This is a genomic window from Leisingera sp. UBA4491 (assembly GCF_002388965.1).
Classification (GTDB): domain Bacteria; phylum Pseudomonadota; class Alphaproteobacteria; order Rhodobacterales; family Rhodobacteraceae; genus Leisingera; species Leisingera aquaemixtae.
The window spans coordinates 139,184-161,310 of the sequence record NZ_DGNN01000017.1; the positions used below are offsets into that span (position 1 = coordinate 139,184).

The following is a 22,127-nucleotide window of genomic DNA, read 5'->3' on the forward strand; positions in this document are numbered from 1 at the left end:
TTGCGGCGCTGGCCTGCGGCGCGAGTATTTTAGGAAAGATGAAAGGGATCTGCGCGCGTTCGTCCCGGGGGTTACCGGGCGTCCTTCAGCAGCCGCTGCTTTTGGCGGCCCCAGTCGCGCTTGGCTTGGGTTTCGCGCTTGTCGTGCAGCTTCTTGCCCTTGGCGATGCCCAGTTTGATCTTGGCCCGGCCCTTGTGGTTGAAATAGATCACCAGCGGCACCAGGGTCATCCCCTTGCGCTGGGTCAGGTTCCACAGGTCGGCCAGTTCCTTGCGCGACACCAGGAGCTTGCGGCGGCGGCGTTCTTCATGCTTGAACACCTTGGCCTGCTCATACGGCGGGATGTAGGAGTTCACCAGCCACAGCTCGCCATTCTCCACCGCCGCGTAGCTATCGGCGATATTGGTGCCGTTGCCGCGCAGCGCCTTGACCTCGGACCCTTCCAGCATGATGCCGCACTCGATGTCGTCCTCGATCGCGTAATCGAAGCGCGCCCGCCGGTTCTCGGCGATCACCTTGTAGTTCGGGTCTGATGTCTGCTTCTTGGCCATGGGCGGCAGATGTAAGGCCGCAGGGCGGCGGGCGCAAGATGGCGCTCACACCTTGCGGCTGCGCAGCAGCGTGAAAACACCACTGGCCACGATCACCGCGCTGCCGATCAGGGTCAGCGCATCCGGGCGTTCGCCGAACACCAGCACCCCCAGCACCATGGCAAAGATCAGCCGTGTATACCGGAACGGCGCGATGACAGAGATCTCACCGGCCCGCATCGCGCCGGACAAGGCGTTATAGGCGATCACGCCGATTACCGTTGCCGCCGCGATATCCAGCCAGTTGCGCGGTGCCGGCCAGACCGCGCCGCCCGTCCAGCCCAGCGCAATCGCACCGGCAACCACCAGCATGGCAAAGCCGAGAAACCCCAGCTGGTTGTTGCTCATGTCCCTGGGCGCGGCGCGGGTGGCCAGATCGCGGCCCGCAAACCCCAGCGTGCCGGCCACCGCAAACAGCGAGGCGGGCTCAAAACCGCTGAGCCCCGGGCGCAAGATCAGCAGCACCCCGGCAAAGCCCAGCCCGATCGCCAGCCAGCGCCGCCAGCCGACGGTTTCGCCAAAAAACACCACCGCCCCGGCGGCCACTACCAGCGGTGTTGCCTGCAAAATGGCCGAGGCCGAGGACAAGGGCGTCAGCGCAATCGCCAGGGTGTAACACAGGCGTCCCGCGACCTCAGACAGGGAGCGCAGCAGCATCGGGCGCGTGCCAAAGCCCGGGTGCCAGGGGGCGTGCCCTTGCGCACGCGCCATCGCAGCAAAAAGGACCATGCCGCCAAGGCCGAACAGGATCAGGATCTGCCCCACCGGCAGGCTGGCGGCTGCGGATTTGACGAACATGTCCTCCAGCGCAAAGGCCGCCATGGCCAGCACCATCAGGAGGCTTCCGCGCAGCGTATCCATTCCCGGCTCCAAATCCCGCAAACTCAGTCACTTGCGCAAGTGGTAGGGCTGCTGGAGAAATTGCACAAGTGAAGCAGATCAGTCCCGCTGCGTCAGAACCGCCTGCCGGTAATGGTGCATGTTCAGGAAGGCCGCGCCGGTCTCGCGGCTGCGGTAGCCGTGCGGCTGGTCGGCGGCAAAGCGCAGGCCCTGCCCGGCCTCCAGCGCTACCCACGCGCCGTCCTTCAGCACCTCCATCGAGCCATGCAGCACAAAAACCTCCTCGGTCACCCCGGTGTCATGCGGCTGCGACTGGTGGCTTTGGCCGGGTTTCAGCGTGACCTGAAAGGTCTCGGCGCCCAGGAGCGGGTCGAAGGGAAAGACGATCTTGACTCCGATGCTGCCGGGAAACTGCACGGTTTCATAGACCCCGGCAGCCTCCCCGACGGGCCGGGTTGCCTCGCCGATCAGGGCGGTCAGCGGCAGGTGGAACCCCTTGGCGATTTTCCACAGCGTGGCAATTGTCGGGCTCGATTCGCCGCGCTCGATCTGCCCCAGCATCGCCTTGCTGACACCGGTAATCTCCGCTGCCTTGCTGAGGCTAAGCCCCGCCGCCGACCGGATTTCCCGCAGGTTCAGGGTGATGCCGTCATCGCTCATTGTCTCTGCCTGTTAAAAAGCCTTGTGCGTTATAACGCACAATGTGTAATGTGCGCTATAACGCACGAAACCCCTACCCGATCCGGCGCCAGAGGAAAACCCGCATGCTCAAGGATCTGAAGCTTTCGCATATCGTCTCCGGCGCGGTGGCCGTGCTGGTCGGCTATACCGGGTCGGTCGCCATCATCTTTCAGGCGATTGAGGCCGTGGGCGCGACCCAAGCCCAGGCCAACAGCTGGATGCTGGTGCTTGGCCTGGGGATGGGACTCACCAGCCTGATCCTGTCGCTGGTCTGCCGGATGCCGATCCTGACCGCCTGGTCGACGCCGGGCGCGGCACTGCTGGCGGTCAGCCTCAATGGCGTGCCGCTGGCGGAGGCGGTGGGCGCCTTCCTGCTCTGCGCGGTCCTGCTGACCCTCACCGGCCTCACCGGCTGGTTCGCCGCCCTCTCCCGGCTGATCCCAGACAGCCTGGCCAGCGCCATGCTGGCGGGCATCCTGTTCCAGTTCGGGCTTTCGGCCTTTACCTCGCTGCAGACCGACACCGCGCTGGTGGCGGTGATGGGCTTCACCTTCCTGGCCGGACGCAAGCTGTTTCCCCGCTACTGTATCCCCGCGGTGCTGGCGGCGGGTGTCGCTTGGTGCGCAGGCACCGGAGCATTCGGCAGCCTTGAGGCCCTGGACCTGACACTCGCCCGGCCTGAGTTCGTGATGCCTGCCTTTTCGGTTCCGGTGCTGATCGGCATCGGCCTGCCGCTCTACATCGTCACAATGTCTTCGCAGAACATGCCCGGCGTGGTGACGCTGAAGGCTTGCGGCTATGAACCGCCGGTGTCCGCCAGCCTGACTGTCACCGGCCTGGCCTCGCTGATCCTGGCCCCCTTCGGCGGCTTCGCCTTCAACCTCGCCGCCATCACCGCCGCCATCGGCGCAGGCCCGGAGGCGGACGAGAACCCCAAGACCCGCTATCTGGCAGGCGTGATGACCGGCTTATTCTACATCCTGGTGGGCCTGGGCGGCGCCACTGTGATCAGCCTGTTCCTGATCGCCCCCAAGGCGCTGGTCGCCACCGTTGCGGGCCTGGCGCTGCTGGCGACCATCGGCAACAGCCTGTCTGCCGCGCTGGCAGAGCCGCAGGGGCGCGAGGCGGCATTGATCACCTTCATGACAACGGTCTCCGGCATCAGCTTCCTGGGAATCGGCGCGCCGTTCTGGGCGCTGGTGCTGGGGCTTGCGGTGAATCACTGGCTGAAGCCCCCCGAACCCGTCCCGGTCCGCGCCTGAGGACAGACCGCCAGAGACATTTCGCCACTGAAATCCGGCGCAATCTGCGCCATTATTACCGAAGAGAGCCCCGCCCGGTTGCCTTTATTGCGCAAATCGTGTCCCTGAGGGCAAAGACTAAGGGAACCAGCCTGATGCCAAAGTACCGATCCAGAACCTCCACCCATGGCCGCAACATGGCGGGCGCGCGCGGATTGTGGCGCGCCACCGGCATGAAGGACGATGATTTCGGCAAGCCGATCATCGCCATCGCCAACTCCTTCACCCAGTTCGTGCCCGGCCACGTCCACCTCAAGGACCTAGGCCAGATGGTCGCCCGCGAGGTCGAGGCGGCCGGCGGCGTCGCCAAGGAGTTCAACACCATCGCGGTGGATGACGGCATCGCCATGGGCCATGACGGGATGCTCTACTCGCTGCCCTCGCGCGAGGTGATCGCCGACAGCGTCGAATACATGGTCAACGCCCATTGCGCCGACGCCATGGTCTGCATCTCCAACTGCGACAAGATCACTCCGGGGATGCTGATGGCCGCGATGCGGCTGAACATCCCGGCGATCTTCGTTTCCGGCGGCCCGATGGAAGCCGGCAAGATCGACATCGCCGATCTGGACATGAAAAAGATCGACCTGGTGGACGCCATGGTCGCGGCGGCGGATGACAAGTTCACCGACGAGCAGGTGAAGCATATCGAGGAAAATGCCTGCCCGACCTGCGGGTCGTGCTCCGGCATGTTCACAGCCAACTCGATGAACTGCCTGGCCGAGGCCCTGGGGCTGGCGCTGCCGGGCAACGGCTCGACACTGGCGACCCACGCCGACCGCAAGGGGCTGTTCCTGGAGGCCGGCCGCAAGATCGTCGAGATCACCAAGCGCCACTACCAGGACGAGGAAAAAGGCCTGCTGCCGCGCGAGATCGCCACGTTTGAGGCGTTTGAAAACGCGATGAGCCTGGATATCGCCATGGGCGGCTCCACCAACACCGTGCTGCACCTGCTGGCGATTGCCAACGAGGGCGAAGTCGATTTCAACATGTCACACATGGACCAGTTGAGCCGCAAAGTGCCCTGCCTCTGCAAGGTGGCGCCCAACATTCACAACGTCCATATGGAGGACGTGCACCGGGCGGGCGGCATCTTCTCGATCCTGGGCGAACTGAGCCGTGCAGGCCTGTTGCACAATGACTGCCACACCGTGCATACCGCCACCATGGGCGAGGCGATTGCCAAGTGGGACATCAAGGTCGCTAACAACCCGGAGGCCGAGGAGCTTTTCAAGGCTGCCCCCGGCGGCGTCCGCACCACCCAGGCGTTTTCGCAGGCCAACCGCTACAAGGAGTTGGACACCGACCGTCAAAACGGCGTGATCCGCGCCAAGGAGCACGCCTTCAGCCAGGACGGCGGGCTGGCAGTGCTGTTCGGCAATATCGCGCAGGACGGCTGCATCGTGAAAACCGCAGGTGTCGATGAAAGCATCCTCAAGTTCACCGGCACCGCCCATGTCTGCGAAAGCCAGGACGCGGCGGTGAATGATATCCTGACCGGCAAGGTCAAGGAAGGCGACGTGGTGGTGATCCGTTATGAAGGCCCGCGCGGCGGTCCGGGGATGCAGGAGATGCTCTACCCGACCTCCTACCTGAAATCGAAGGGCCTGGGCAAAGCCTGCGCACTGCTGACCGACGGGCGCTTCTCCGGCGGCACTTCGGGCCTGTCGATCGGCCATGTCTCCCCCGAGGCGGCTGAAGGCGGCACCATCGGTCTGGTGCGCCAGGGCGACAAGATCGAGATCGACATTCCCAACCGCTCGATCCACCTCGCGGTCGCGGATGAGGAACTGGCCGCACGCCGCGAGGAGCAGGACGCCAAGGGCTGGAAACCGGCCGAGCCGCGCAAGCGCAAGGTTTCCAAGGCGCTGAAGGCCTATGCGCTGCTGGCAACTTCGGCGGCCAAGGGCGCCGTGCGCGCGCTGCCTGACGAAGACTGAGGCAGCACCCCAGCACGACTCTTTAAACCCGCCGCCCAAAACGCGGCGGGTTTTCTTTTGCCGCACGCGCCTGAGGCCGGATCAAGGGCCGCGCAAGGCGCGGCGGCGCAGCCGCTTGCCCTTGAGGCGGCCTCAGGGGCAATACCATCGAACAGGCGCGTTCAGGGCAAACCTGCCCCTGAACCGCTTCTCAGCATAAGCCCTTCTTCCACAAAGCTCTCCCGCCGCCGCTATGGCCCGCTGGCGGACGCCAGCCCGCCGCGCTGCGTTGGGCCAAGCGCCGTGCTGAAGCACGGCGCGCCTCCGGCGGGAGTATTTGGGCAAAGGTGAAGCAGAATGGTCAATTGCAGCTGCCCGCCCGCGCCGCGCCAGCGGCGCCGGGCCCAAGGCTTGGCGCGGCATCTTTGATGCTGCGTCACAGGCGCGGGAGCCCCTGCCCCTATTACGCTACTCCCCCAGCTTGGCGTGCACCTCATCGAGGTCGATCTCCCCCACCGGCATCTTGTTACCCGGGTTTTCGAAATCGTATTTGAACAGCTCGAAATCGCGCTTGTAGATTTCATAGACCAGATGCATCGACAGATCGTCGAAGTAGTCCCCGACCGGATGCGCGCGCTTGGGGCCGTGGCCCTCGCTTTCGTTGAAGCGCGGGATTGCCTTCAGGTCCACGGGATGCGGCGTTTCGATCGCGTCCAGCACCTGCTGCATCCCGTCGTTGAACGCCTCAGTCCAGAAGATCTGGTTATAGCGCCCGCCGTTCAGGATGAAGGTCGACACATGCCCCGACATCGCCGACCAGTGGATGTCCGGGTCCATCGGGCGGCGCCAGCGGATGGTGTCGCGGACGAACAGCAGGAACCGGCGGAAGCTGGCGATCTGGTCGAACTCCTGCTTGCCGTCGTCGCCGCCAACCTCGATCCCGTATTCGTAGACCAGCTTCGGCACCAGATTGCCGCGGTAGCGACGGCCATTGCGCTGGATGCCGCAGATCTTGTCGAAGAAGGAGCTGAGGATGCGGGTATAGGGGTTGCGCACACAGGTGAAGGCATAGGCCCGCTGCCCCTGCACATTGCGGGTGATCGGCCCCTGACTGTGCTCCAGCGCCCATTTGTGCAGCCCGTCCTTGGCATCGTGGATGTCGCCGTCGAAGAACCGCCCGTGATCGGAGTAATAGAGGATCTGCCCGATCGTCGAGCAGGCGCATTTGGGCACCACCCGGTAGACCGCACTTTCACTTTCCGTCATCCAGGTGCCGGGGAACCCCATCCGCTGCCCTCATTTTTCTTGCGCGTTGTCCCCAGCTTCTTCGCATAAGTTTAGCGAAACGGGAACTATCTGGTTTATTCGTGCTGTCAGCCCGCTTATCAAGAGAAACAATCAGGCAAGACAAGGCGCTCCGTCCACCCCATGGCGAAAATCGCATATATCCTGCTCTGCCACAAAGACCCCGAAGCGGTTGTCCAGCAGGCTGAACAGCTGACCGCGGTCGGCGACTACATGGCGATTCACTTTGACGGGCGGGCGGCGGAGGAGGACTACCAGCTGATCCGGACGGAGCTGGACGGCAACCCCAATGTCACCTTCGCCCGGAAGCGGATCAAATGCGGCTGGGGGGAATGGTCGCTGGTGCAGGCAACGCTGCACGCACTGCAAAGCGCGTTGGAGGATTTCCCGCGCGCCACTCATTTCTACATGCTGTCGGGCGATTGCATGGCGGTGAAAACCGCCGAATACGCCCACCGGTTTCTGGATGAGCATGACAGGGATTTCATCGAAAGCTTCGATTTCTTTGAAAGCGACTGGATCAAGACCGGCATGAAGGAGGACCGTCTGATCTACCGGCATTTCTTCAACGAGCGAAAGCACAAGCAGCTGTTCTACTGGAGCCACGGCCTGCAGAAACGGCTGGGGCTGCAACGGGACATCCCTGCCGATATCCAGGTGCAGATCGGCAGCCAGTGGTGGTGCCTGCGGCGGCGCACGGTGGAGTGGATCCTGGGCTTCATCCGCAAGCGCCGCGATGTGATGCGGTTCTTCCGCACCACATGGATCCCGGATGAGACTTTTTTTCAGACCCTGGTGCGCCATCTGATACCGGAATCTGAAATCGACCCCCGCACGCTCACCTTCCTGATGTTCACCGACTATGGGATGCCGGTGAATTTCTACAATGACCACTATGATTTGCTGCTCAGCCAGGACTTCCTGTTTGCCCGCAAGATCAGCCCGGAGGCGAAGGAGCTGAAACTGCGCCTGGGGCGGCTTTACGCGGCGCAAGGCGTCAGTTTTCAGATCTCCAACGAGGGGCGCAGCCTTTACAGGTTCCTGGCCCAGCGCGGCCGCACCGGGCGCCGCTTTGCGCCGCGGTTCTGGGAGACCGAGAGCAGCTTGGGGCGCCAGCGCGAGCTGCTGGTCGTGGTCTGCAAGAAGTGGCATGTGGCCAAACGGCTGCTGGAGCAGATCCGCCAGGCCACCAGCATTCCCGCCGTCGAGTATCTGTTCGATGAGGAAGACACCGCCCTGCCCGACCTTGGCGGCATCCAGGCCGCGCTGATGAAGCGCACCCGCCACCGCCGGGCACTGCTGCGGATGCTGTTCGAATACTACGAGACGGACCAGCTGATTATCTGTCTGGATCCCGCCGCCATCGACCTGATGAATGACTTCCACTCGGACCGCTCCTCGACCCGGTTCCTGCACATCGACTGCGCGTTCAGCGATGACTACCTGGCCGGCCATGCCCAGCGGACCGGCCTGGCGGGCGCGCGCACGCCGCAGCTGACGCTGGAGCGGCTGCTGCCGACGATCCGCAACGATATCCTGCATGAAGGCGACCGCATCCGCGATGCCGGCTACAGTCGGCTGTACAACCTGCGCGAGGGCGCCAGCACGGAGGAAAACGCAGGCCAGCTGAGCGGTTTCCTGAACCTGCCCCGGGACAAGGCGATGGAGATTGCCGCAAGCAAGTCTCTGTTTGCCGACTGAGCCGGGCGCCGCGCCTGCAGCGGCACAGGTTGACAAGCCGGCCCCGGTGGCCTCGGCATGGGCGGATGAAGCGGCCCCGCCCGGGGCCTGCGTGCGCCCGCCTGCCGCCGGAGCGGAACCGGACCAGCAAGAGGGGTAAGGGATGGCAGACCCGGCAGAACGCAAGGCCGTCTTCTTGACCGGCAGCCTGATGCGGCATGTCACCCGCATGTCGCTGACGGCAAGCATCGGCCTGATGGCGATGTTCGCGGTGGATTTTGTCGATATGGCGTTCATCGCCATGCTGGGCAATGACGCGCTGGCAGCTGCGGTGGGCTATGCGGGCACCCTGCTGTTCTTCACCAACTCGATCAATATCGGCCTGTCGATTGCCGCAGGCTCGCTAACCGCGCGGGAACTGGGCGCGGGCCGACCGGATCTGGCCCGGCATTACGCCACCAGCGTCGCCGCCATCGGCGTGCTGACCGGGCTGGTGATGCCGATCCTTGTGCTGGCCTGGCTGGAGCAGATCCTGACCCTGCTTGGCGCCCAGGGCGAGGTGCTGCGCCTGGCGATGCGCTATGTCTGGATCATCCTGCCGACGATGTGGGTGATGGCGCTGGCGATGACCGGCATGGCGGTGCTGCGTGCCCATGGCGATGCGCGCCGCTCGATGGTGGCGACGCTTTACGGCGGCGGGCTGAATGCGGTGCTGGATCCACTGCTGATCTTTGGCCTGGGGCTGGGGCTGGACGGGGCGGCCATTGCCTCGGTGCTGGCCCGGGCCTGTATGCTGGCGGCGGCTTTCTGGCCAGCGATCCGGGTGCACCGGGGGTTCATGCGGCCTGGCTTCGGGCAGATTGCCGGCGACCTGCGCACGATCCGCTCGATTGCGGTGCCGGCGGTGCTGACCAATATCGCCACCCCGGTCGGCAACGCCATCGTGCTGCGCGAAATTGCCCAGTTCGGCACCGAGGCCGTCGCCGGCATGGCGGTGATCGGCCGCCTGATGCCGGTGGCGTTTTCGGTGATCTTTGCGCTGTCGGGCGCCATCGGCCCCATCATCGGCCAGAACTTCGGCGCAGGCCAATTTGCCCGCGTCCGCCAGGCCTTTGCGGCCGGCATCACCTTTACCGCAGTCTATGTGCTGCTGATGGCGGCGGTGCTGTTTGCGCTCAGGGCGCCGATTGCCGACCTGTTCTCGGCCACCGGAGAGACCCGCAGGCTGATATACCTGTTCTGCGGGCCGCTGGCGCTGGCCTATTTCTTCAACGGGGCGATCTTTGTCGAGAATGCCAGTTTCAACAACCTGGGACGCCCGGTCTACTCCACCTGGATCAACTGGGGCCGCCACACCCTGGGCACCTGGCCGCTGGCGGTGCTGGGCGGCTACCTGGCCGGTGCGCCGGGAGTATTGGCAGGCCAGGCCGCCGGCGGGATGATCTTTGCCGGGCTTGGCGCGCTGCTGGTGCACCGGGTGCTGCGGGGCCTCACCCGGCCTGCCCAGGTCGATGCCTTTGCGCCGCAAAACCGGCTGCATGCCCTGCTGGGCCGCCGCGGCTGGTGACGCCCTGCGGCACTGGACGCTTGATCCGGGGCCGAGCCACGGAAAAGGGCGCCCACCGGATCCGGCGCGCGCCCCTGGGCCTTCAGATCTCGACCTCAACCCGGCCGATCGGGTTGGAGCAGCAAGCCAGGATATACCCTGCCTCCACATCCTCCTCCGAGATGCCGCCGTTGTGGACCATATGCACGTCGCCCGCGGTCTTCTTGACTTTGCAGGTGCCGCAGATGCCGAAGGTGCAGCCCGACGGGATATTCAGGCCCGACGCCTTGGCCACCGCCAGCACCGTATCGGTCTCGGTGCAGGTGGCGGTGACGCCCGACGCGGCAAAGGTGATCTCTGCCGCCGCGGTCTCTTCCGGCACCACATCGTCCAGCTCCGGCACATCGGCTTCGGTCTCCACCGGCGCGCCAAAGCTTTCCTGATTGTAGTTCTCCATGTCGAAGCCCAGGCCGTTCAGCATGTCGCGCACCGCCTGCATGAACGGATCCGGCCCGCAGCAGTAGACCTCGCGCTCCAGGTAGTCGCCGGCAATCAGGCCCAGCATGATTTGATTCAGCTGCCCGCGGTAGCCGGTCCAGACCTGATAGGGGTCGTCCTCCTCGACCACGAAATGCAGCTTGATCCCCGGCACCCGCGCCGCCATGCCCTCCAGCTGGCGCCGCGCGATGATCTCGCTGGGGCGCTTGGCGCAGTTGATGAAGCTGACATCGGGCGACTGGCCGCGGTCAAACAGGTACTGGGTCATCGACAGGCTGGGCGTGATGCCGGAACCCGCCGAGATGAACAGGAACTTGCCGTTCGGGCGCTTCGGCAGAGTGAACAGGCCCGCCGGACCGGAGGCCTTGAGGAACATGCCCGGGCTCAGGTTGTCCAGCATCCAGCGGGTGCCGATGCTGTCGGCCTGCGCCTTTACCGTGACCGAGATCGACAGCGGCCTCGAGGGCGAGGAGCTGATGGTGTAGGTGCGCCAGACGGTGCCGCCCGGCACCGGAAGCTCCAGCGTCAGGAACTGGCCCGGCTGATACTTGAACCACGCGCCGGACGGCGCGCGGAAGCTGAAGGTGGCGGTGTTCGGCGCTTCCGGCACGACAGAGACGCATTCCAGCATCTCGTCGTCCTTCCACGCCAGGGTTTCGTCCAGCGTCTCGAAATTGGCCTGCAGTCCCATGCCGTTACTCCGCCGCGATCAAGTTGCGGCCGGTCAGCGCACGGGTCAGGTGCTCGGCATACCAGTTGGAGAACTGGATCACACCGCTTTCCTGCACCTCCGAATAGGGGCCGGGCTCATAAGCGGGCGAGTTGATGCCGCGCTGGTTGTCCTCCACCACGATGCGGTCCTCGTCGTTGGTGGCAACCCACACTTCGGTCAGCCGCTTCAGGTCATAGTCCTGGCCTTCGACGGCATCCTTGTGCACCAGCCATTTGGTGGTGACTTCGGTCTCGGTCGGGCTGATCGGGGTGACGCGGAACACGATGGAATGATCCGGCAGGAAGTGGTTCCAGGTGGTAGGATAGTGGAATTCCAGGAGCGTCCCCGCATCGGCAAACGGCACCCGGCCCAGCTTCTTGGCCACAGCCGCCTTGCCGTCCATGGTATAGCTCTCGGCGCCCTCGTTCAGCGGCATCCGCGCTACCCGGTATTGGCCGCGCGCGTCGATCTGGAACTGGGCCGGAATACCCGCCGCCTCGATCCGGTCGAAATGCTTCTGAAGGTGCGGCGGGGTCTCGCCGCCCTCAACACCGGTCACCGAGGGATCTTCGGGGAAGGTCCGGCACAGCGACGGGTGGTTGCCGCCGCAGTGATAGCACTCGCGGTTGTTCTCCCAGACCAGCTTCCAGTTGCCGTTCTCGATGATCGAGCTTTCATAGGCAACCTTGGCGTTGGCCAGGTCATGCGGCTCCAGATAGGGACGCGCTACAGCGGCGAAAGCATCGAAGTCCGGCGCCTCATCCGCCAGGCAGATGTAGATCAGGCCCGCCAGGTCGCGGCAATGCACCGGCTTCAGCCCGTGCTTGGACGCGTCGAAATCCGGCCCCATGTCGCGCGCCCACAAGAGCGAACCGTCCAGTTCATAGGTCCACTGGTGGTAGGGGCAGACCAGCTTGGGCGAATTGCCCTTCTTGGCCTTGCACACAACCGAGCCGCGGTGGCGGCAGGCGTTGTGGAAGGCCCGCACCTCGCCATCGGTGCCGCGCACGATGATGACATTGTAGGCGCCGACTTGATGGGTCACGAAATTGCCGGCCTTGGGGATCTCGCAGGCGGGAATGGCAAACAGCCACTCGCGGTAGAAGATCTGGCGCATGTCCAGATCCAGCACGCCCGGATCGGTATAGAATGCCTGCTCCAGGGAATAGTTTTTCTGACGGGCCACCAGTCTGGCCAGGATCTCGCTGTCGTGAAGCATCTGCTTCTCTCCTTTGCCGCATCCCCGCGGCAGGTTGGCTTGGCTGCAGGCATGAGGAGAGAGATCACAGGCCACGCGCCCGCAACCGCCCCGCCGCCGCCCGCGGTTGACGTTTTCGTGGCAAGGCTGGTTTCCGGACTGTCCCGGGGCCATTCGGCGGCGGGGCCTGGCACCTTCCCGAAGCGCATGCTTCAGTGGTCTTTGCCATGCCTTGCCCGGGGTCACCGTTGCGGGGGCAGTGCCGGAGTTTCACCAGCTTCCCAATTCTCCGCCCCAGGGGGCGGCACCTTGCTGAGGCGCAAATTGCCCTAAACGCGGCCGTTGCGCGGAGACAAATCCGACCCGCCGAAACCGGAAAAAGACATGCATGTTTGCCGTGCCCGGCGGGACAGGAATGTATAGAAACTCAAACCGGCACTCGCCAGCCCGTTTGCGGCAAGCGCTTATCTTTCATGCGGTTAGGCGCTGCCTGCCGCACCGAGCCGATTCGCAGCCAGCATTCCCGGTACCGGCCTCTTGGAAAGCGGGATGCATTAAACTATATATCGTATAGTTTAATGAAACACAGGAGCAGCCGATGACCACCGGCCACGTCTTTATCGCCACCAGCCTCGACGGTTTCGTGGCCCGCAAGGACCATTCTCTGGACTGGCTGTCCAAGCAGCCCGCCGCCGAAGACTGCGATGGCGGATTTGCCGCGTTCATGGACGGCGTCGACGGGCTGGTCATGGGAACAGGATCCTTCCGCACCCTCCTCGGCTTCGGCCAATGGCCCTACAGCAAACCGGTTGTGGTCCTCAGCAGCAGCCTGACCGGGCAGGACATTCCCGAGGAGCTGAAGGACAAGGTGCGTCTCAGCACCGCCGCGCCCGCAGACCTCATGCAGGACCTGCAAGAAGAAGGCTGGACCCGCGCCTATATCGACGGCGGCCGGCTGGTGCAGTCCTTCCTGCGCCAGGGGCTGATCGCCGATCTGACCATCACAACGATCCCGATCCTGATCGGCAGCGGCATCCCCCTGTTTGGCAGCTTGGACCGCGACATCGACCTCAAGGTGGCAAGCTCCCGGATCCTGCCCGCCGGCATGGTGCAGACCACGTTCCGGGTGATCTGACCGATGCCCCCGCGGATGGGACGCCCGCCCAAGGGCAGCCGGACCCTCAGCAAGGACGATGTGCTGAGGCAGGCCCTGCAGCTGCTCGACACGGGCGGCAGCAAGGCCCTGACCTTCAAGGCGCTGGCCGAGGCGCTTGGCGTCACCCCGATGGCCGTTGCCCATCACGCCGGCACAAGGGACGAGATGATCGCCAGCCTCGTCGCAACTGCGTTTGAAGGGTCAGACACCCCGTCAATGGCAGCAACGCCCAAGCTGCGGTTGCGGGACCTGATGACCCGCTATTGCGCCCAGGTGACCCGGCACCCGGAACTCGCGAAATGCATCCTGGAAAACCCGTCCCTGATCGGCCCCTCCCTGACCGGATTGACGCAGCTTATCGAGGCAGAAATCGCCGCCGCAGGCGTGACCGGAGCGGACGCCCGCACCCTGCTTTGCCTCATCGTGGATTACACGCACGGTTTCGCCTTTGCAGCCGCCGCGGCACCGGGAGCGGCGCTGAAGATTGACGATTTCACCCCCGCACTGGACTGGGTGCTCGACCGTATCGAATGAAAATACGCGGGCCAATCATGGCCCGCGCATCCGCTTTCGCCTTGCAGAGCCGCCCGAACGGCGGCCCGTCTTCACTTCGATTTCCAGCTGTCCAGCCAGCGGCGGAAGCGGCCCTGCCGTTCCGCAATCGCATCGCCCGCGGCATAGAGGCTGTCCTCTGCGCTTTCAATCATCGGGTCGATCCGCGCCCGGCGGAACCGGCGCCAGCGCACATAGATGGCCCACAGGATGGCGGCCAGCAGCACCAGGAAGATGATGCTGAACCAATTGGTCGGCTTGTCCTCCGGCCCTGCCACCGGTTTGATCGACACCGCATTCGGGAAGATCGACAGGAACTCGTTGCGCCAGCCGTAATGCATCACCGCCACCCACTCCGGGTTGGCCTTGGTCGAGATGCTGTCATTGGCGTCGGTGTACAGATTGGCTGTGTCGAACTTGAAATAGGGTGGCCAGCTCCAGCCGGTGTCCTCATTGCGGTAGACGATGGCGCGGCCGCTGGGGCGCACGCCCTGGATGAATTGCACATCGCGGTTGATCAGCTGCGCCGACTGGTCGTCGGGCTTGGACCAGAACAGGCGGGTCCAGTCGTTCAGCTCCTGCCGCTCCTCGTAAGTGTTGACGATGCGCACCACGTCGTACTGCGGCAGCGTGTAATGCAGGAAGGCACCGAACAGCACCCAGAAGGTGATCAGGAAGGCCCATTTGATGAAACGCATCGGGCAGCTCCTCACATGAAGTTAATGACATAGACCAGAAGCGCGATGGCCCCCAGCGGGATGATATAGACCAGGAGGATCAGCTTGCGCCGGAACGAGCGGTCATACTGCCTCAGCCCCCGTTGGATGAAGGCCGCACGGTCGCCGGTCAACCCCTTGTCTTTCCAGCGCCGTTTCAGCTTCGCCCGCCGCACCTCGCGCGAGTAGAGCGACACCGCGCCATAGGCCAAGGTCAGCACCACCAACAGGATCAGGATCAGGCGGATAAAGCCGAACATCTCTAGCGCCCCCTCACCCGGTTCACCGCGCCCCAGGGGCCGACCCGCTCCACCAGCCCCTGGCGCTGGCTGCGCGGCAGCTTAGGCATCCGCCCCTCCATATCCGGCTCATGCCCGAACAGCGCCTGCCGCGCGCCGGCCTTGTCCACCGCATACTCCCGCGCCAGGAACTCCGCCGCATAGGCCTTCTTGGTCTCCGGCCAGCCGCGGTACTGGCGGTAGAATTCCTCCTTGTGGCAGATGAACATCTGCCGGAAATCATGCGGGCACAGCTCCGCCAGCAGCATATTCACCAAGTCGCGGCAGGGCGTGTCCGACGCCCGCAGACTATAGAAATAGGCCGGATGATCCGAGGTGATCCGCGGCCAACTGCCGCCCCCTTCGGCCCAGCGCACCAGCGCCGCCAGCCCGTCAAACTCCGCCGGCAGCTCATCAGCGTGCCGCGCCGCCATCCGCCTGAGGTCCGAGCGTGACAGGCCGGTCAGGTCCCGCCCCTTCTCGGTCAGCACGGACACCGCAAGAAACCCCATCTTCTGCCGCAGGATCGCGGCCCCATCAACGCCGCGCGCCCGGATCACCGGCTCCGCCAGCCGGTTCAGCTCCAGGAACCGGGCAATCGCATTGCGCTCACTCAGATCGAACACATGTTTCAGCGGCACGCCTTCGGGCTTTGCCCCGCTTGCAATCACCGCCCGGTGCTCCACGTCCTGAAACAGGTAAAGCCCGCCGAAATGCGCGGTCCAGAAATTGCCCTGCTCAAAGACCTCATGTTCCAAATGCACCGGATTGCGGGTCACATCGCCGGTCTGCTCCGCCGTCGCAATCATCTCCCCGATTAGATCATCATCAAACCAGGCGTCCTCACCTGATTTGAACCGCTCCACCAGCTCCGCCAGACGGTCCGCATGGCGCAGCGTACCCTTGGTGGTATCCGCCTCGATCCGCACCTGGCGGATGTCGAACAGCTTCGCGGGCGAGGTGACCTCAAACACCGAATTCACCAGCTCGCCGGCAACGGCATCGGTCGCGGTCAGCGCAAACAGCTGGCGTTCATTCACTTCGATGAACCGGCGCAGGATGTCCCGGCTGGTGGAGAATTTCACATGAAGCAGCGGGCAGCGTTTCTGCTCGGTCGACAGCAGAATGAACTGCCGGTTGACGCCCGCATGGTTCAGATAATGATCATCCCCCAGCTCATCCCCGATCTCCGGCGAAAAGCCCGAAATATCGACGTGGAAATCCGTTAGAGCCGTGGTCTTGCCGGTCAGATGCTTCAGCGCGCGGTTATAGCGCTCCACCAGCGCGGGCGAGGCCACATGGAAGAGATTGCCGAACATCAGGCCATGCTGGATGAGGCGTTTCATGGCCTGCTCCTCACACTTGTCTCAAGTGCCAAAATGTGCGCACGTTCGAGTTTCCGGTTTTCATTAGGTGTCAGCTTCGGATTGTCTCCGAAGGCCTCAGAACCCAAAAGCCCAATATGAGAGTGGTTGAGCAACTTCAAAGTAGGCAAGTTGTCAAACAGCTCAAACTTGCTCGCATAGGTTTGAAACGGCTCACCTTTCAAAGACACGCAATTATAAAACAATAAAAGCAATTCCGCATCAGATAGCTGCGCCCTTAGCAGTTTGGCATGCCTAGGCTTAGAGAACTCTTTCTCATCTTCAAGAACTCGGAAGCAGTTATACAGAAACCTAAAGTAGTGCCCTAAATCATTGCCCCTTCTGTTCCAAAAATCTTTATAGGCATAAAACAGGGCAATGCCTTCATCGTGTTTCTTTAGCTTTTCACGATAAACCTTATTCAATTCCCTGTAATAGAAAACAAAGCAGTCTCGCCCCTCCGCTAGTTTATCCTTGCTATCTTTTTTTACCACATCCAAGCCGCCAACGATCTCCGAGTGGGTTCTCAGAAGTTCGAAAAATGTCGTTTCGAACTGCTGCGATCTCAGGTTGGTGTTCATTGCATTGAACTCATCAGCTTGGCGCTTAAGCTCTTTCCGTTGTTCGGCAAGTTCTTCGCTTTGCAGCCAGACAGTCACGATGATCCAGAGAAAGGCCAATACTCCCGCTACTCCAGCAAAGGTATCGCCGATTTCATTCGAAGGCGAAAAAAGCAACGCAAAAACCCTAAACTGCCAATCTCCCTCACTGTCAACTTGAGGAAGTATCGCGAGAATAGCCACTACTGTTAGAAAGGCCTTCGTCAGAGCCTTACCAACATCCATTGGTCGATCGCTTTTGATGCCTGCCTTTATAGAGCGCCAGTGATTTTCAATCCTTTCGATCACCCCTTCCCCTCCAGATACCGCCGCTTGGCCTCTTCCTGCCGCCCGAAATCGCGCACCATGGCCTCAATCGCCACCTCATCCGACTTGTCGGCATAGCGGAACTCGCTGTCGGCGTAGCGGTTGATCTCCTGCACCACCATGGCGACCGTGATCGGCACCCGCAGCTCCGCAATCATCGCGGATTTGGTCTCGTAATCCTTGAACAGGAACAGCTCCGGGTTCTCCATCCATTCATCCGGCAGCTCGAAATCCATCGCACGGACCTTGACCGCATCGGTGATGTTCTTGATGGCGCGGCCGGTAAACCGGTCATCCGCCTGCTGGATCGCCTTCAGATAGGTGCCGAGCTTGGACAGATCATCCAGCTCCCCGATCTGGTCCTGCACCCGGCCGAATACCTCCATCAGCCCCGGCTCCTGCGGCCGGTTGTGCGCCTCGAACGAGCGCGCGACGGCCTTCTTGATCTCCTGTGCACCGTAAAGATCATGCTCGCCCAGCGGGATCGCATGGTTCTTGCCCATCAACAGCGTCAGGATGTCGATATAATCCTCCCGCGTCTGCGGCCCGTCGACCAGGAACCGCGCGCCGGCCCGCTGGCGCAGGGCGTCGTCCACATTCTCCGGGTAGTTGGAGAACATGCCGAAGGTGCAATTTCCGCGCACCACGGTATTTGCGCCGGCAAAGGCCTCCATGAACACCGCGGTCACCTCCTGCTGGCCCGCGCTGGACTGCCGGTCGCCGCGCTTGCCCGCGATCTGGTCGATGTCGTCGATGGTGCCAAAGCCGATGACGCCCGGGTCGATCACATTCTGGATGAACGACTTGGCGTTCTGGCCCGACTTGCCCTGGTAGCTGTCGATATTGTCGATGCCGAAATTCTGGTAGCGGAAGGGGTAGCCCGCGTTCTGGCAATAGTCATGGATCAGCCCCGCCATCATTTGGATCAGGGTGGTCTTGCCGGTCCCCGGCTTGCCGTCGCCCATGAAGGTGAAGATGAACCCGCCCATCTCGGCAAAGGGGTTCAGACGGCGAGTGAAATCATAGGCCATCAGCATCTTCGCCAGCCGCATCGCCTGGTACTTGGCGATATGGTTGCCGACCACCTCATGCGGTTTCTTGAACGCCATCGTCAGGGTGGTGGATTTCGCCTTGGCCGCCGGTTCAAAGCCGCTGATGGTCAGATCATCCGCATCCACCCGCCAAGAAGCCGCGGTGAACGCCTCCAGCCGCGGCGCGTTCTGCGCCCGCAGGGCGGCCTTCTCCATCAGCTGCTCGGCATAGGCAGCCGCCGCCGCAATCAGATGCGTATCATCGGGCGCGTGCAGCGCCAGCTTCTGGTCCAGCTCCCACAGCGCCCCGTGCAAAGCCAGCGGCGCATTATCGGTCAGCAGCTCCTCCGCCTCGCCCACCTCGGCCTGCGTCTCGGACCCGTGCGGTGCCAGCAGATAGGCGGTGGCGTTGGCAAACACATGCACCGCAATCAGCGCCTCGGCGGCCAGCAGTTCGGTAAACTCCCCCTTGCGCGCCGCGTCCAGAGAGCCTGCCAGATTGGCCCGCTTCAGATCCGCAAGGCCCGAAACATCCGCATAAGCCTCCGCCATCGCCAGCGAGACCGCCAGCGCCCGGCGCAGCGCGTGCTGCAAGGTCGCCTGCAAGGGCGAAGTCAGCGGATCGTCCCCGTCCGCCGCCTCGATCCGGGCAATCAGATGCACGCCTTCGGGCCGCGCGGTGGAGCGCGTCACCAGCCCCGGCGTGGTGGAACGGAAGCGGCGGCTGCGGGCAATCCCCGGCGAGTGCTCCTGCACCGGCGCGCTCGCCCGCGGCTTGGCAATACGCGGGGTGTGGTCGAACCCCTCCAGCATCGCGGCCGCGGCGGCGTAATGCTTGCGGATGTCCTCCTCCCGCAGCTCCATCTGAGTGCCTGAAATGCTCATCTCTTCCTCTCAATCCGCAACTCGCCGGCCGAAAACAGGCACAGCTCTTTCATCTTTCCCAAAATACTCCCGACCCGCTGCCCGGCAGGCGGCTTTGCCGCCGAGAGGCGGGCTCCCGTCCTCGCACCACGCGCGCGCTCAATACCGCAGCACCTGCCCCGCATCGCTCACCACGAATTTCTGCACATCCGCAAACCCCGGCGGGTCCAGCTCTGCCAGCACCTGGAACGGGCGCTGCGGCAGGATGATGGCGCGCTGGGTGCGGGTCGCGCCGGTATCCGCACCGCGCCCGCCAAAGGGGTCGAGTGCAAAGATCTCCCGCTCAACGGTGCCGAACCAGCCGGCGCGCTCCTCCCGCACCTCCTCGCTTTCCAGCTCCTCCAGCGTCCAGGCCAAGGCCCAGTCCTGGCCCTCGGGCGCCTCCGCCTCTTCCAGCACCCGGTGCAGCGGGCCGGACTGCTCGGTATAGGCGGAGGAATACATCGGCCCCACATGATAGCGGCGCAGACGCTTGGGGTGGAGGTTATCGAAATCCTCGTCAAACCCCTTGGCAATTGTCACCAGCTTCAGCCCCGCCAGCGCCTGCGCCATCAGATGCGCCTGGCATTCCGGCCAGCGCCGTTCATCCTTCGGCAGCGCCACCTTGCCGCTGTCTTCCAGCTCCATCAGGTAGATCACCGGCAGGTTCACCTGGCTGTCATAGGCGGCCCAATGCAGCAGGAAGCGCCGCCGCCGCTCGCCGATGTTTTCCAGCCATTCGCAGACCGGATCGTTCTGCACCCAGAACAGCTGCCCCTTCAGCAGTTCCTGATAATAAAGCCGCTGCGACAGCGCGAATTGCAGTTTCGCAGGCACCGTGCGGTCCGAGATGATGGTGCGCACCATATCGTCCTTCAGCTGCGCCTCACTGGCCATATTGGCCAGATGCCGCTCCGCCTGCTGGGCGTCATTGGCCATGGTCATCAGCTCCGCCGCCACCGGAAAGCCGCTGTCGCGCTTGTCCATCGCCAGGCTGCCAAAGAACCGCCCGGTGTCGCGTCCCGCCATCAGGTACTTCATGGAGAGCGCGCGGAAGGTGAAGTTCAGCCGCATCAGATAGCTGGTCAGCACCTTCACATCGGATTTCGACAGCCGCCCCTCCGCCTGCATCGCTGCCGCCACCCGGGTCAGATGCCGGATGATGGTCTCGAACTTCCGGAAATACCGGCGCGAGGCGAAGGTATCGGTAAGGCCTGCGTGGTCCTTGGCGGGATCGGTCATGTGAAACCTCCGGGGTGCGCAGCAGCCCGGATCGCGCCCGACCCGCCCCCCAGGGCGGGCGCGAACGCCCCCCCTCGGGCCGGGCGCGATCCTCTGTTTCGTACAGCCCGTTTCTGGCCTGTGGCAAAATCACCTGTGAGGTCGTGCGAAAGCTCGGTCATTGTTTTGGCCTGTAATCAGTTATTGCAATGAGATCACGAACAGGTTTGGGCCAGCCCGCGGCGGCCTTGGAAAGCCCGGTTTCGGCCGTTCTGTAAAACCAGCCGACAGCCAAAATGATCTGCACAAACAGGTAGCCGAAACCAACTGCCCACAGGGCCAGTGGCAAGTACCACAGGTACTCAACCAAGCCTTCCCCTCCGAGCGCAGGCTGCTCTCTAGCCCACAATACCAAGTACCCAAGCAGTGCCAGAGCACCCGATACAACGAGGAATCTCAGGAAGGGGTTGCGAAACATCACCCACCATAAAGGTTCTTGTCGTGCTTCTCGACAATCGCGGCGAACCGGCGGGCAAAGCGTTCATCCGCCTTGGCCTTCTTCTCCAGCACGTCGCGGGCAAACACCATGTTGCCCTCATGGCTTTCCAGCATGTCGGCCATCTTCTGGTTGGTCGCGGTGCCGATTGCGGCCATTGCGGTCTGGGCTTCCTTGTCGGTCTGCACGCCGATCTCGTTGATCCTATGCGCCACATCCTGCTGCTGCGCGGTCTTCAGCGATTTGGTCAGCGCATCATACAGCACCACCCGCTGCTGGGTGTCCGTCTGCAGCTTGTTGATCAGAACCATCTGCGTCGCCGCCTGGTTCTGCAGGGAGTCGACCCAGGTCTTGCCCTTCTCGATATAGCGCTCCAGCGTCTGGGATTTCGCAAGCTTCACCTGCTCCTCCTGCACCAGCGCGTTGTACTTGGTGTTCAGCTCCGCCAGCTCGGTCTCCAGCTTGGTGCGCGCGGCCGCGTCCTGCTCGACCGAGATCTTGTTTTCCAGCTCGATGATCTGCGGGTCCAGCGCCACGATCCGGGCGCGCACGCCTTCCAGCTCCTGCACGGTGAACTCGCGGTCGTCCAGCGTCGCGGTGAGGTTGGTCTGCACCTTCTCGCGCTGCTCTTCCAGGGTGGCCAGCTGGCCCTCCAAGAGCTTCACGATCACGTCGGACTTGGCGATCAGGTCCTGCAGCTTGTCATCGATATTGGCGGTGCGCATCCGCTCCTGGCGCATCGAGTCCGATTTGCCCTTGGAGAAGAAGCCGACAAAGCTCTCCCACCCGGTTTTCGAACGCATCTCGTTGAAATCCTTGGAGAACGCCGCCGTCACATCGTCCAGCCCCATGATCAGCTCGGCGATATTGGCGTTCATCACCTCGGTGTGCGCATGCACATCCTCAAGTGTCGCGTTCTCAATGTCGATGCTGGCATCCTCGCCCGCTTCGATCTTGCCGCGCGCAGTCTCGATACGCGAGGTCAGCGCCTCGATCCTGGCCTGAGAGTCCCGGACCTTCTCCTCGCTCTCCGCTACCATCCTGTCAAATTGGGAAACACTCATCGTGTCCGTTCCTCCCGCTCAAATAACTGATCCGGATATGGGTATGTAAAAAGATTTTACATCCCCCGGGCGGCGCAATTCCGCCCGTTTCCAAATCACTGTTGCAGAGAGGCTGCACAAAGAAAACCCCCGGACGCGCCTGAGCGGATC

At 63.2% G+C, this 22,127-nt stretch carries 20 protein-coding genes and 1 riboswitch; of the genes, 6 read left to right on the forward strand and 14 right to left on the reverse strand.

Translation table 11 applies throughout. From position 1 onward, the window contains the following. Positions 1 to 71 precede the first annotated feature (71 nt). The 3 genes from smpB to B2P87_RS09915 all read right to left on the reverse strand — a co-directional run bounded on the left by smpB (position 72) and on the right by B2P87_RS09915 (position 2,090). Positions 72 to 551, reverse strand: a complete 480-nt coding sequence (smpB, locus tag B2P87_RS09905; RefSeq protein WP_058284901.1) for an SsrA-binding protein SmpB — start codon at positions 549 to 551, stop codon at positions 72 to 74. Positions 552 to 596: 45 nt separating this feature from the next. Continuing rightward, positions 597 to 1,451, reverse strand: a complete 855-nt coding sequence (locus B2P87_RS09910; protein ID WP_141891311.1) for a DMT family transporter — start codon at positions 1,449 to 1,451, stop codon at positions 597 to 599. Between the two features lie 78 nt (positions 1,452 to 1,529). Further along, a complete protein-coding gene (locus tag B2P87_RS09915) occupies positions 1,530 to 2,090 on the reverse strand; it encodes a helix-turn-helix domain-containing protein (protein ID WP_141891312.1) in 561 nt (186 codons plus the stop codon). A 104-nt stretch (positions 2,091 to 2,194) separates the two neighbouring features. Here B2P87_RS09915 and B2P87_RS09920 point away from each other — a divergent pair, with 104 nt between their 5' ends. Together B2P87_RS09920 and ilvD are read left to right on the forward strand one after the other, a co-directional pair. Continuing rightward, positions 2,195 to 3,373, forward strand: a complete 1,179-nt coding sequence (locus B2P87_RS09920; protein ID WP_141891313.1) for a benzoate/H(+) symporter BenE family transporter — start codon at positions 2,195 to 2,197, stop codon at positions 3,371 to 3,373. 134 nt (positions 3,374 to 3,507) lie between these two features. Further along, the gene (gene ilvD, locus B2P87_RS09925) at positions 3,508 to 5,352 is read left to right on the forward strand and encodes a dihydroxy-acid dehydratase (RefSeq protein WP_286852454.1); all 1,845 of its coding nucleotides are present in this window, start codon (positions 3,508 to 3,510) and stop codon (positions 5,350 to 5,352) included. A 447-nt stretch (positions 5,353 to 5,799) separates the two neighbouring features. On the opposite strand, the gene B2P87_RS09930 is transcribed toward ilvD, so the two are convergent. Further along, positions 5,800 to 6,618: a sulfotransferase family protein gene (locus tag B2P87_RS09930; RefSeq protein WP_141891315.1), complete on the reverse strand. Its 819-nt coding sequence runs from the start codon at positions 6,616 to 6,618 to the stop codon at positions 5,800 to 5,802. 141 nt (positions 6,619 to 6,759) lie between these two features. On the opposite strand from B2P87_RS09930, the gene B2P87_RS09935 reads away from it, so the two are divergent. Both B2P87_RS09935 and B2P87_RS09940 read left to right on the forward strand, forming a co-directional pair. After that, entirely contained in the window at positions 6,760 to 8,337 is a 1,578-nt protein-coding gene (locus tag B2P87_RS09935; protein WP_141891316.1) for a DUF5928 domain-containing protein, read from the forward strand. Between the two features lie 142 nt (positions 8,338 to 8,479). Beyond that, positions 8,480 to 9,883: an MATE family efflux transporter gene (locus B2P87_RS09940; RefSeq protein WP_244940736.1), complete on the forward strand. Its 1,404-nt coding sequence runs from the start codon at positions 8,480 to 8,482 to the stop codon at positions 9,881 to 9,883. Between the two features lie 82 nt (positions 9,884 to 9,965). Here B2P87_RS09940 and B2P87_RS09945 read toward each other — a convergent pair whose 3' ends face one another. Both B2P87_RS09945 and B2P87_RS09950 read right to left on the reverse strand, forming a co-directional pair. Next, positions 9,966 to 11,051 (reverse strand): hybrid-cluster NAD(P)-dependent oxidoreductase, encoded by a 1,086-nt coding sequence (locus tag B2P87_RS09945; protein ID WP_141891317.1) that lies wholly within the window; start codon positions 11,049 to 11,051, stop codon positions 9,966 to 9,968. Between the two features lie 4 nt (positions 11,052 to 11,055). Continuing rightward, positions 11,056 to 12,291, reverse strand: coding sequence for an aromatic ring-hydroxylating oxygenase subunit alpha (locus B2P87_RS09950; RefSeq protein ID WP_141891318.1), 1,236 nt, complete (start codon positions 12,289 to 12,291; stop codon positions 11,056 to 11,058). A 107-nt stretch (positions 12,292 to 12,398) separates the two neighbouring features. Continuing rightward, a riboswitch (cobalamin riboswitch) is annotated at positions 12,399 to 12,597 on the reverse strand. A gap of 271 nt (positions 12,598 to 12,868) precedes the next feature. Here B2P87_RS09950 and B2P87_RS09955 point away from each other — a divergent pair. Both B2P87_RS09955 and B2P87_RS09960 read left to right on the forward strand, forming a co-directional pair. Further along, positions 12,869 to 13,405, forward strand: a complete 537-nt coding sequence (locus tag B2P87_RS09955) for a dihydrofolate reductase family protein (protein WP_141891319.1) — start codon at positions 12,869 to 12,871, stop codon at positions 13,403 to 13,405. Between the two features lie 15 nt (positions 13,406 to 13,420). Continuing rightward, a complete protein-coding gene (locus B2P87_RS09960; protein ID WP_286852455.1) occupies positions 13,421 to 13,960 on the forward strand; it encodes a TetR/AcrR family transcriptional regulator in 540 nt (179 codons plus the stop codon). Positions 13,961 to 14,031: 71 nt separating this feature from the next. Here the strand turns inward: B2P87_RS09960 and B2P87_RS09965 are convergent, their stop codons facing one another. The 8 genes from B2P87_RS09965 to B2P87_RS10000 form a co-directional block, all read right to left on the reverse strand. Beyond that, positions 14,032 to 14,676, reverse strand: coding sequence for a DUF1523 family protein (locus B2P87_RS09965; RefSeq protein ID WP_141891321.1), 645 nt, complete (start codon positions 14,674 to 14,676; stop codon positions 14,032 to 14,034). An 11-nt stretch (positions 14,677 to 14,687) separates the two neighbouring features. Continuing rightward, positions 14,688 to 14,954 carry a hypothetical protein gene (locus B2P87_RS09970; protein ID WP_141891322.1) on the reverse strand — a complete coding sequence of 89 codons (267 nt, stop codon included), beginning with the start codon at positions 14,952 to 14,954 and terminating at the stop codon, positions 14,688 to 14,690. A 2-nt stretch (positions 14,955 to 14,956) separates the two neighbouring features. Then, a complete protein-coding gene (locus tag B2P87_RS09975; RefSeq protein ID WP_141891323.1) occupies positions 14,957 to 16,318 on the reverse strand; it encodes a DUF6638 family protein in 1,362 nt (453 codons plus the stop codon). After that, a complete protein-coding gene (locus B2P87_RS09980; RefSeq protein WP_141891324.1) occupies positions 16,315 to 17,244 on the reverse strand; it encodes a putative phage abortive infection protein in 930 nt (309 codons plus the stop codon). The genes B2P87_RS09975 and B2P87_RS09980 overlap by 4 nt, the downstream gene beginning before the upstream one ends. Beyond that, on the reverse strand, positions 17,241 to 19,178 hold the full coding sequence (locus B2P87_RS09985; protein ID WP_141891325.1) for an AAA family ATPase: 1,938 nt from the start codon (positions 19,176 to 19,178) through the stop codon (positions 17,241 to 17,243). The genes B2P87_RS09980 and B2P87_RS09985 overlap by 4 nt, the downstream gene beginning before the upstream one ends. 138 nt (positions 19,179 to 19,316) lie before the next feature. Beyond that, entirely contained in the window at positions 19,317 to 20,438 is a 1,122-nt protein-coding gene (locus B2P87_RS09990; protein ID WP_141891326.1) for a hypothetical protein, read from the reverse strand. Between the two features lie 157 nt (positions 20,439 to 20,595). Next, positions 20,596 to 20,787 carry a hypothetical protein gene (locus tag B2P87_RS09995; protein ID WP_141891327.1) on the reverse strand — a complete coding sequence of 64 codons (192 nt, stop codon included), beginning with the start codon at positions 20,785 to 20,787 and terminating at the stop codon, positions 20,596 to 20,598. Between the two features lie 107 nt (positions 20,788 to 20,894). Beyond that, positions 20,895 to 21,977, reverse strand: coding sequence for a hypothetical protein (locus B2P87_RS10000; RefSeq protein ID WP_141891328.1), 1,083 nt, complete (start codon positions 21,975 to 21,977; stop codon positions 20,895 to 20,897). Between the last annotated feature and the right edge of the window lie 150 nt (positions 21,978 to 22,127).